Raw genomic sequence first — 9383 nt, 5'->3', positions numbered from 1 at the left:
AGCACAACCCACCCCCACAGACAGCCAACCCACCACAACCAACAGGCACTTACTGTCCCACACCCACCCCGAACGACTTCGCCAGCAGAGTCACCCTGCCGACTTCCTGCGCGGGTAATCGGTCGGGTGATCGCGATCGGGTGTTCGGGCTGGGCCCTCGTCGAAGCAGAGGGCAGGCCGAGGTCGTCCGGAGTGGGAAGTCGGCCGGATCGACTTCCCACTCCGGTGCTCAGCGCGCCCTGTCGGAGTCGGGGAGGATCCGGTCCTGCTCCAGCTCCGCCAGGAACGCCCAGAGCTCGGGGTGGGCGGTGGCCGCCATCGAGAGGTGGACCAGGCCCCCGGTCAGGTCGACGCCGGTCACCCTCGCGGTGATCCGCCGACCGACGTCCAGGGCGTCGAGCCGGCGGTTCCCCCAGGGCAGGTCCAGCGAACCGACCCTCCCCAGCGCCCTCCCGGGGAGCCCGTCCAGGACGACCGTCGCGTGGGACCGGCCGATCTCGCTGATCACACCGCCGCAGAGGTCACCGACCTCGATCGCCGCGAAGAAGCTCTCCGTGCCCTGACTGTCCGTCCTCCCGTTCATACGGCCAGCGTTCCACGAACTCCGTTCGGTGCGGGGGTTCGTGGCGGGAGGGACAATTGACCGCATGCGTGCTCTGATCATCACCGCCGGTTCACGAGGAGACGTCGCGCCCTTCACGGGGTTGGGGCGGAGGCTGCAGGAGGCGGGGCACGAGGTCTCGGTGGCCGCGCATGCGGGGTTCGCGGGGCTGGTCGGGGGGTGTGGGCTCGGGTTCCGGGAGGTGCCGGGGGATCCGCAGGGGCTGATCCGGGACTGGGCCCGGGCGGGGTCGCGCGATGAGGTGCAGGCGCTGACGCGGGCGTACGCGGACGGGGTGGGCGACGGGGTGGCGGAGGTGGTGGAGGGCGGCGGTGTCGATGTGCTGCTCACGGCGTTCGGGCCGGCGCCGCTCGCCCGGGCGGTGGGGAAGGCGCTCGGCATCCCCGTGATCGGTACCTATCTCGTCCCGTCCGTTCCCACCGGGGAGTTCGCGCTGCCGAACGCGCGCGGTGAGGTGGGCGCGGACCCGGAGGGCAATCTCGCCGTGGGCCGGGAGGTGGTGCGGCGGGCGGAGGCGGTCTTCGGGGGCACCGCGAGCCGGTTGCGGGCGCGGTTCGGGCTCCCCGCCGAGGAGCCCTCGGCGGGGAGCGGTGTCCGGCCGGTGTTCCACGGCTTCAGCCCGTCGGTGCTGCCGCGCCCCGCGGACTGGCCGTCCTGGGTCGGAGCGGCCGGCTACTGGTGGCCCGCCCGGCCGGACGGCTGGCAGCCTCCGGCGGAGCTGGTCGACTTCCTCCAGGACGGCCCGCCGCCGGTGTTCATCGGCTTCGGCAGCATGGCGGTGGGGGAGGGCGAGCGGCTCGGCGAACTGGTGGCCGGCGCCGTGGAGCGGGCCGGTGTGCGGGCGGTCGTCCAGTCCGGCTGGGCCGAGCTGGACGCCTTCGGTACTGACATCCTGGCCGTCGGTGACGTCCCGCACGACTGGCTGTTCCCGCGCACCGCCGCCGTCGTCCACCACGCCGGGGCGGGCACCACGGCTGCCGCACTGCGGGCCGGCGTGCCCGCCGTGCCCGTCCCCGTCATGGCCGACCAGCCGTTCTGGGCGGCCCGGCTGTGCGAGCTGGGAGTCGCGCCCCGGGCACTGCCTTTCGCGGACCTCACCGCCGAGGCCCTCGCCGACGCGATCACGGCCAGCCTCACCGACCCCTCCTACGGCCGCCGCGCCGCCGAACTCGCCCGCGTCATCGCCACGGAGGACGGCGCGGCACCACTGCTCGCCCAACTCGCCCGGGGAGGGGCGGGCTGACCGGCGGCTGTATCGGAACGAGGTGGGCAGGCTTCGATCAAGATCCTTAGTCCGGGACGGGAATTCTTCGTGGTTCAGGTGGACGGGTGCTTTCCCGATTCCCTAGCTTTTTAGCTGCCGGTCCGATCGGCCGGCTCTTGAGGAGGCGATCACCATGGCCGAACACGCCAATCTGACGCGTCTGACCGGTAGGTTCGGCGGTCCCGTGTGCGATGACGATGACTGCCCGAACATCTATGCCACCGATCGAGGAACCTTCGTGGTGCAGGGCGATCGGTTCGGTGCCCTCGCCGTTCCGGCAGGTGAGGCAGCGGTGGAGATTCCCCGTCACATCCTGGAGGAGGCAGTCCGTGCTCTTGGATGGTGACCAGTGGCGCAGGCACTTCGACGGGTACCGGCACAGCGCGTTCCGTCTCGAAGCGCAGCCCCTCTACACGATGCCGCGCGAGGTCGAGAACGTCGCGCGATTCCTGCGGGGAGAGCCGAAGCCGGTCGAGCACAACGCGGCGTGGCACACGCGAGTGCGGGGCTTCGTCTCCTCCGGTCGGACGATCGGGCGGGTGCGAGTAGTGCGGCAGCCGTTGACCGACTACCAGCGCTACCAGTTCGCCTGGGGCATCCCCGGCAACATCGCCGCAGGCGAGGACATCCGGATCCTGGACGTCACCGGACGGGACTTCGGCATCCCGCTCCAGGACTGGTGGATGTTCGACGAATCCTCAGTGGTGCGGCTCAACTTCCGCCCCGACGGTACGCAGATCAACCGTGAACTGGCCGACGACCGTGCCGAGGAGTGCCGGGAAATGAGGCGAACGGCACTCACTCATGCGGTGTCCTTTGCGGACTATGTGAAAGCCCACGAATGACGCTGGAGCCGGAGAGGCTCGGCCGCTCGAAACGGGACCTCGCCGGGATGCTCCGAGAACTGCGACTGCAAGCCGGTCTCACAGGAGACCGGCTTGCAGTGCGTTGTGGCATCAGCCAGAGCAAGATCAGCAAGATCGAGACGGGCAGTGTGATACCCGGTCTCGTCGATGTGGAACGTATTCTCCGCGCGCTCAACGTGCCCGAGGACCTCGCTCGCGAGATCACCGCGCTCGCCAGAATCGCGAACACCGAGTGGCAGGACAAGCGCGTCTCCTGGCGGCGCGGGACGGAGAAGCGCCAGGCGGAACTGAAGGCCCTGGAATCCGACGCTACCGAGTTGCGCTACTTCCTCCCTGCGATGATCACCGGGCTGCTTGCGACTCCTGAATACATGCACGCCAGTCTTGGGTATTCGGCCGGTGACCGCGCAGCCGTCGTCCTCCGCAAGATCGAACGTCAGGCAGTCCTCTACGATGGGTCCAGGACGTTCACGTTCGTCCTGACCGAGCAGGCGGTCAGGTGGGCTCTGCTTCCGCCGCTGGCCATGGGAGTGCAGATCGACCGATTGGTCTCGCTGTCCCGCTTGCCGAGTGTTCGCCTCGGTGTACTGCCGATCGGACGGTGTCTGTCCCGCGGGCCGATGAACACATTCACGATCTACGACAATCGCCTGGTTACCGTGGAGACCTTCACCGGTCGGATCGTTTTCCGCGACCCCAAGGACGTTGGCCGGCACCGAGAGATTTTCGACCTGTTCGAGGAGGCGGCTGTGTTCGGCTCTGCGGCTCGGGGCGTGCTCGCCGATTGGGCTGAGATGTTCCGTAGGTGAGGCTCTCGCGGGAGGGTTTATGCAGGTACGGGAATGCTCTTGCAGGGGCAGAATTTGACTTCCTAGGGTGAGATGACGGTTGCGGACGATTGTTTTCGTCTGTGATGCGCACTGACCCGAGGAGGACCGCAGATGACGATGACGCCTGCAGCGCCGTGGGGTACGACGAGAATGAGGCCGTTCGAGCCGACCGCTCCGATCTCCATGACTTCGCCGACGGTCGATCCCGAGACCCAGATTGCCATGATCGTGGACGAGGGCGGGCGAGTGGTCGAACTGGGAACGCACGGCACCAGTACGAACGGCCTCACGCCCACCAGTACTGGTCTGGGCGACGGGGCGAGTCCTGGCGGGGCGACGGATGTCGACAGTACCGAGTCCTATGACCAGGACCAGAGCTCGGACTGATGGCCGACACAAGTGGGTCGGTGCTCGTGCTGACCAACGCGCAGGACGTGACGGCGGACCTCGTCCTGCGTGTCCTGGCAGAGCGGGCTGTTCCGGCAGTCCGGGTCGACCCCGGCCTCGACCTGCACGCCGGAGCCTCGTTGACCGCTTCGTACGGTCCGAGCGGCCGACGGGGCATCCTGAGGACGCTGAGCCGCAGTCTTGATCTGGCGACGGTGCGCTCGGTGTGGGTCCGACGGCCCACACGGTACGAGGGGCCGCCGGAACTCGACGGCCAGGATGCCGTTTTCGCGGCGGCCCAGAACTTTTGGGGAGCCGGCGGCATTCTCGCTTCACTGGCGGACGCGCACTACGTCAACCACCCCTGGGCCACCCGGGCAGCCGAGTACAAGCCGGCCCAACTCGCGGCTGCCGGGCGGCACGGACTCCGGGTGCCCGAGACCCTGATCACCAATGACCTGCGGGCTGCCCGGGATTTCGTCCGGCGGCAGGTTGGCGGTGCGGTCTACAAGCTGTTGTGGAACACCGCGTACACCGTGCAGGGCCGCCCGCACCAGGTGTGGGTGCGGGCCGTGGGTGCGGCCGAGCTGACCGCCGGGGTCGAGCTGTGCCCTCACCTCTTCCAGGCCATGGTGGTAAAAGCGTTCGACGCGCGGGTGACCGTAGTCGGCGACCGGCTGTTCGCGACCCGGATAGACAGCCCCGACCTTGACTGGCGCCGACGGCAGGACCGGATGGTGTGCACGCCGGTTGATCTGCCTGGAGCTGTTCGCGAGGCCGTGGCCGCCTACCTCGCAGAGTTCGGGCTGGTGTACGGCGCGTTCGACTTCGCGGTGACGCATGCAGGGGAGTGGTACTTCCTGGAATGCAACCCCAATGGCCAGTGGGCCTGGCAACCCCCTGAAACCACCGGGGCGATCGCGAGGGCGATCGCCGATCTCCTGGAGAGAGGGCGTGACGTATGACCACGTCTGCACGACTTCGTGCCACGATGGTCGAGCGATTCGGTGTGGACGGCATTCTGGGCGAACACGCATGGCGCGACGCAGCGCTTGCCGTGCCGCGTGAACTGTTTGTCGACTCGTACTTCTCCGCAGTCCCGGAGAGCATGCCGACCGCCTATCGGACGGTCCGTCGGGGCGAACCGGGATGGTTGGAGGGGATCTATGCCGATCGGACCCTCATCACACAACTGGACGGTACGACCGCGCCGGGAGCAGGTGTCGATGACGACGGGAAAGTGACCGGATCACCGACGTCCTCTTCCACGTTGCCATCGCTGGTGCTGGACATGTGGCGGCAGTTGGGTGTCCAGCCTGGGCACCACGTGTTGGAGATCGGCACCGGAACCGGCTACTCCACCGCGCTCGGCGCTCACCGCCTCGGGGACGCCGCCGTGACGAGCATCGAGTTCGACCCGGTCGTAGCGGAGCGGGCGGCTGCTGCGTTCAAGGCAGCGGGCTATGCACCCAGGCTGTTTGTCGGAGACGGTCTGCACGGTGATCCGCATGGCGGCTCCTACGATCGGCTGATCGCGACCTGCTCGGTCCGCCACCTCCCGATTCCCTGGCTCTTCCAGGTGAAGCCCGGGGGGCGAATCCTGGTCACCCTCTGCGGATGGAGCTATGCGTCGGGGCTGGCACTGCTTACCGTCACCGAGCCGGGGCGGGCCACCGGGCGGTTTCTGCCCGGCTGCACGAGCTTCATGATCGCCCGCTCGCACGAGCGGCCCGCGAGATCCGGGCTCACGCTGCTCTCGGGAGAGCCGCGGGCCTCCCGGATCAACCCCTCGATCATCGGAACGTGGACCGGCAGTTGGGTGGCTCAACTCGCTGCCCCGTCCGCCGAACGAATGGGCGGGGGCGATGAGCAGACACTCGTGGACGTGGCCACCGGTTCGTACGCCCGGACCGCGCCGGACCCGGACGGTGGCTGGACCGTCCGGCAGCGCGGGCCGTTGAGACTCTGGGACCAGGTGGAGCGGGGTGTCGAAGCCTGGCAGGCCGTCGGTGAACCGCACCAGGAGGGATTCGGGATCACCGTGTCGGAGATCGGTCAGCGCGTCTGGATCGGCGCGGAGGACGGTCCGGGCTGGGATCTGCCGATCTGACAATGCCGTTGTGGCGGCCGCCTCGCTCGCAGTCGAGCGAGGCGGCCGTTGCGGTACGGCTCAGAAGAGGCCGGCGAGGCGTTCCTACCAAGGGGTGGGGCGAGGGCGTGGGGGGTCGGTGGCCACGGGGACGAAGGTGCTCTCGATGGGGGTGTCCCATTCGAGCAGGGTGGCCGGGAACCAGGTGACCGGTTTGGTGTCGTCGCGGGCGTTGGCCCAGGTGGCGACGCGGTCGGCGGTCTCGCGGTCGGGGAGCAGGCCGCGGTCGTTGGTGGTGATGCCGAGCTGGCGGACGGCGTCGTCGTGGAGGTCGTTGCAGAGCCAGGTGTGCAGGATGCCGCAGTCGTAGCCGAGCACCTCCCAGCCCAGGGCGCGGCCGCCCTCGGCGGGCTCGGGGGTGGGGTCGGGGCCGTCGAGGTGGGAGAGCAGGACGGGTTCGTCGGTCTCCGCCTCGCGGATGTCGGTGACGAACGCGTGGACGTGGTCGCCGGGGACGAGCAGGGCGAAGAGCCGGGCCTCGGCGGGGACGGCGACGGTCGCGCAGGCGGCCAGGGCCTCGGTCGGGGTGGCGAACCAGCAGTCGTCCTGCGGGATCCAGTCGATCAGGCAGTTGGAGGCGGTGATCAGCAGTTCGGCGCGGGGCAGCCCGGAGTCGTTCGCGAGCTCGGGCACGCCGACGAAGTAGCCGGCGAGGACGGGGTCGGTGGTGTGGGGAGTAGGGGGCCGGCGGGCGCGGAGCAGTTCGGGGCGGGCTTCGCCGGGGAGCGGCGAACGGCCCTCCGCGAGGTGGAAGAGGTAGCTCCGGAGGTACTCGTTCAGTCCGCCGTCGAGGTGGGCGAGGTAACTGCGCAGCCCCTGCGCAGCGTCCCGGTAGTGCGCCCGGTGCTCGCCGCGGACTCGGGACCAACGGTCAGAGGTCGTCATCGCCCACTCGCGCACCCGCCCGCGCTCCTGCCACCACTCACGGACGGAGGCATCGGTCCAGTGCTCGTCGCCGTCCATGGCGAAGCCGCCGTGGCCGAAGAAGCAGCCGCTGAGGAGGTCGTGGGTCTGCGCGGCGTCGGTCGGCTGGCGGTAGACGAACTCCCGTCCGTCCAAGGGTCCGAACTCGTCGTCGTACGCGATGTGGAACGGCGCGTCCAGTCGCCCCACCTGCATGGAATCGGTGTCCGCCCCGTAGAACGGCCCGGGGACGTTGCGCCAGTTGCGGTCCGCCCAGAGTCCGCCGAACTGGTCCAGCTGCGGGTGCTCGACGAGCAGCCGCCGGGCGGTGGGCAGCGGGTCCCAGTAGCCGCCGGGTGCGCGGGTGGTCCCGTCGTCCATGGGAGCGGTCCGTTCTGTGGTGCTGTGCAGGAGTGCCGGAGGCAGGCTCCCAGTGATATCAGAGCGGAGAAATCCCTGGTCGGGACGGGTGGACACGGGTGTGCCCCTCGCTCCGGGGGAGCGAGGGGCACGGGGGACGCGGTCAGGCCTTGCGGATGTAGTAGCCGGTGCCGCTGCCGTAGCAGTTGCTGGTGCTGTAGGAGCCGGTGACGATCCAGCCTGCCGGGAGGGGGGAGAAGGAACACACGGAGGCGGTGGTCTCGGTGGTGATCTTGGCGATGTTGTAGGCGACGCCGGTGCCGTAGCAGTTGCTGCTGCTGTACGACCAGGTCACGACCCAGTTCGCCGGGATGCGCGTCATGGAGCAGACGGTGGCGTTGGTGGAGTTGGTGACGTTGGCGATGTTGTAGGCGACGCCGGTGCCGTAGCAGTTGCTGCTGCTGTAGGACCAGGTGATGACCCAGTTCGTCGGGATGGGCGACATGGAGCAGACGGTGGCGTTGGTGGAGTTGGTGACGTTGGCGATGTTGTAGGCGACGCCGGTGCCGTAGCAGTTGCTGCTGCTGTAGGACCAGGTGATGACCCAGTTCGTCGGGATGGGCGACATGGAGCAGACGGTGGCGTTGGTGGAGTTGGTGACGTTGGCGATGTTGTAGGCGACGCCGGTGCCGTAGCAGTTGCTGCTGCTGTACGACCAGGTCACGACCCAGTTCGTCGGGATCGGAGACATGGAGCACACGGTGAGGTTGGTGGCACCGTTCGAATCGGTGATGTTGTAGGCGACACCGGTGCCCGGACAGTTGCTGCTGCTGTACGACCAGGTGACGACCCACCCTGCCGGGATGGTCGCATTGGAACAGACGGTCGCGCTGGCGGTGACCTGCTGCGTGGCGGCCTGGGCCGGCGCGCTCGCGGCGGTCATCAGGCCGAGGAGCATCAGTACGGCCGCTATCAGGTGCGGGACGTGCTTCCGTGCGGTCTTCATGTGTGCCTCGGATCCTCTCGACGTTCCACGGCTGCAGTGATGCAACCGGGACGAACCATTCGCTCACTGTCTGTTCGCGGCTGAGATGGTGTCAGAGATGCTGCAGTGGTGCCAGGGTGCGGTTGGGGCACCCGGATTCGCGCCGAGGGCCGTCAGACCTTGTGGATGGTGTAGGCGATGTTGCTGCCCGCACAGGTGCCGGTGTTGAAGGAGTTCGTCACCACCCAGCCGGCCGGGATGGGGGAGAAGGAGCAGACCGCGGTGGTGGTCTGGGTGGTGGGCTTCAGGAGGGTGTACGCGTAGCCGGTGCCCGCGCAGGTGTTGGTGGTGTAGGAGCCCGTGATCACCCAGCCGGCAGGGATGGGTGAGATCGAGCAGACCGTGACCTTGGTCAGGTTGCTGGTGTCGAGGATCGTGTAGATGTACCCGGCGCCCGCGCAACCGTTGTTGGGGTAGGAGCCCGTGACGACCCACCCCGCCGGAATGGGCGAGTTGGAACAGATGGTCGTGCCGGCGGTGAGTCGCTGGGGGGCGGCCTGGGCCTGGGTGGTCGCGGCGGTCATCAGGCCGAGGAGCATCAGTACGGCCGTTATCAGGTGCGGGACGCGGGTCCGGAAGGTCGTCAAGGTCGTCCTCGGATTCTCTGGGTGGTCCCCGGCTGCGCGGATGCAGCCGCGGCGAACCATTCGTTCACTGCCTGCCTGTCGCGGCTGAGATGGTGTCAGAAGTGTGAATACGGCACCAGGGTGCGGTGGCAGCGCTCTGCTCCCCCGGAGGTGCAAAGGGCGGCCCCCGCGCTCGGGTCGAGCGCGGGGGCGATCCAGGCAGGGGCGGTCGTCAGGCCTTGCTGATGGTGTAGGCGTAGCCGCTGCCTGCGCAGTTGCTGGTGCTGTACGAGCTGGTGACGACCCAGCCGGCGGGGATCGGGGAGAAGGAGCACACGGTGGCGTAGCTGATTCCGGTGGTGCTGGCGATGCTGTAGGCGTAGCCGGTACC

Annotated in this window: 11 protein-coding genes; 7 read left to right on the top strand and 4 right to left on the bottom strand. The window is 68.5% G+C overall.

Annotation, left to right across the window (positions count from 1 at the left end; all coding sequences use genetic code 11):
• Positions 1-229 precede the first annotated feature (229 nt).
• Positions 230-583 carry a hypothetical protein gene (locus tag ACIQ9P_RS39020; RefSeq protein WP_402367212.1) on the bottom strand — a complete coding sequence of 118 codons (354 nt, stop codon included), beginning with the start codon at positions 581-583 and terminating at the stop codon, positions 230-232.
• 64 nt (positions 584-647) lie between these two features.
• Here ACIQ9P_RS39020 and ACIQ9P_RS39015 point away from each other — a divergent pair, with 64 nt between their 5' ends.
• The 7 genes from ACIQ9P_RS39015 (at position 648) to tgmC (ending at position 6079) form a co-directional block, all read left to right on the top strand.
• Positions 648-1865, top strand: coding sequence for a glycosyltransferase (locus ACIQ9P_RS39015; protein ID WP_402367209.1), 1218 nt, complete (start codon positions 648-650; stop codon positions 1863-1865).
• A 154-nt stretch (positions 1866-2019) separates the two neighbouring features.
• Positions 2020-2232, top strand: a complete 213-nt coding sequence (locus tag ACIQ9P_RS39010) for a hypothetical protein (RefSeq protein WP_402367207.1) — start codon at positions 2020-2022, stop codon at positions 2230-2232.
• On the top strand, positions 2216-2731 hold the full coding sequence (locus tag ACIQ9P_RS39005) for a DUF6879 family protein (RefSeq protein ID WP_402367205.1): 516 nt from the start codon (positions 2216-2218) through the stop codon (positions 2729-2731). The genes ACIQ9P_RS39010 and ACIQ9P_RS39005 overlap by 17 nt, the downstream gene beginning before the upstream one ends.
• On the top strand, positions 2728-3561 hold the full coding sequence (locus ACIQ9P_RS39000; RefSeq protein ID WP_402367202.1) for a helix-turn-helix domain-containing protein: 834 nt from the start codon (positions 2728-2730) through the stop codon (positions 3559-3561). The genes ACIQ9P_RS39005 and ACIQ9P_RS39000 overlap by 4 nt, the downstream gene beginning before the upstream one ends.
• 132 nt (positions 3562-3693) lie before the next feature.
• A complete protein-coding gene (tgmA, locus tag ACIQ9P_RS38995; RefSeq protein ID WP_402367200.1) occupies positions 3694-3969 on the top strand; it encodes a putative ATP-grasp-modified RiPP in 276 nt (91 codons plus the stop codon).
• Positions 3969-4934 carry an ATP-grasp ribosomal peptide maturase gene (gene tgmB, locus ACIQ9P_RS38990; protein WP_402367198.1) on the top strand — a complete coding sequence of 322 codons (966 nt, stop codon included), beginning with the start codon at positions 3969-3971 and terminating at the stop codon, positions 4932-4934. The genes tgmA and tgmB overlap by 1 nt, the downstream gene beginning before the upstream one ends.
• Positions 4931-6079 carry an ATP-grasp peptide maturase system methyltransferase gene (gene tgmC, locus ACIQ9P_RS38985; RefSeq protein ID WP_402367196.1) on the top strand — a complete coding sequence of 383 codons (1149 nt, stop codon included), beginning with the start codon at positions 4931-4933 and terminating at the stop codon, positions 6077-6079. Before tgmB ends, tgmC begins: the two co-directional genes overlap by 4 nt.
• A gap of 84 nt (positions 6080-6163) precedes the next feature.
• Here the strand turns inward: tgmC and ACIQ9P_RS38980 are convergent, their stop codons facing one another.
• From ACIQ9P_RS38980 to ACIQ9P_RS38970, 3 genes are all read right to left on the bottom strand, one after another.
• Positions 6164-7402: a hypothetical protein gene (locus tag ACIQ9P_RS38980; RefSeq protein ID WP_402367194.1), complete on the bottom strand. Its 1239-nt coding sequence runs from the start codon at positions 7400-7402 to the stop codon at positions 6164-6166.
• A gap of 142 nt (positions 7403-7544) precedes the next feature.
• Positions 7545-8387: a hypothetical protein gene (locus tag ACIQ9P_RS38975; protein ID WP_402367192.1), complete on the bottom strand. Its 843-nt coding sequence runs from the start codon at positions 8385-8387 to the stop codon at positions 7545-7547.
• Positions 8388-8539: 152 nt separating this feature from the next.
• A complete protein-coding gene (locus tag ACIQ9P_RS38970; RefSeq protein WP_402367189.1) occupies positions 8540-9013 on the bottom strand; it encodes a hypothetical protein in 474 nt (157 codons plus the stop codon).
• Positions 9014-9383: the final 370 nt, after the last annotated feature.

Origin of the sequence: Kitasatospora sp. NPDC094019, from assembly GCF_044764505.1 — a bacterium.
In the GTDB taxonomy this organism is placed as follows: Bacteria; Actinomycetota; Actinomycetes; order Streptomycetales; family Streptomycetaceae; genus Kitasatospora.
This window is presented reverse-complemented; position numbering and strand designations above follow the sequence as displayed.

What these genes read in the sequence shown, in the direction of transcription:
- tgmC (WP_402367196.1), top strand. Translation starts at nt 4,931, where the DNA reads ATGACCACGTCTGCACGACTTCGTGCCACGATGGTCGAGCGATTCGGT.
- ACIQ9P_RS39000 (WP_402367202.1), top strand. Translation starts at nt 2,728, where the DNA reads ATGACGCTGGAGCCGGAGAGGCTCGGCCGCTCGAAACGGGACCTCGCC.
- tgmA (WP_402367200.1), top strand. Translation starts at nt 3,694, where the DNA reads ATGACGATGACGCCTGCAGCGCCGTGGGGTACGACGAGAATGAGGCCG.
- ACIQ9P_RS39015 (WP_402367209.1), top strand. Translation starts at nt 648, where the DNA reads ATGCGTGCTCTGATCATCACCGCCGGTTCACGAGGAGACGTCGCGCCC.
- ACIQ9P_RS38980 (WP_402367194.1), bottom strand. Translation starts at nt 7,402, where the DNA reads ATGGACGACGGGACCACCCGCGCACCCGGCGGCTACTGGGACCCGCTG.
- tgmB (WP_402367198.1), top strand. Translation starts at nt 3,969, where the DNA reads ATGGCCGACACAAGTGGGTCGGTGCTCGTGCTGACCAACGCGCAGGAC.
- ACIQ9P_RS38975 (WP_402367192.1), bottom strand. Translation starts at nt 8,387, where the DNA reads ATGAAGACCGCACGGAAGCACGTCCCGCACCTGATAGCGGCCGTACTG.
- ACIQ9P_RS39020 (WP_402367212.1), bottom strand. Translation starts at nt 583, where the DNA reads ATGAACGGGAGGACGGACAGTCAGGGCACGGAGAGCTTCTTCGCGGCG.
- ACIQ9P_RS39010 (WP_402367207.1), top strand. Translation starts at nt 2,020, where the DNA reads ATGGCCGAACACGCCAATCTGACGCGTCTGACCGGTAGGTTCGGCGGT.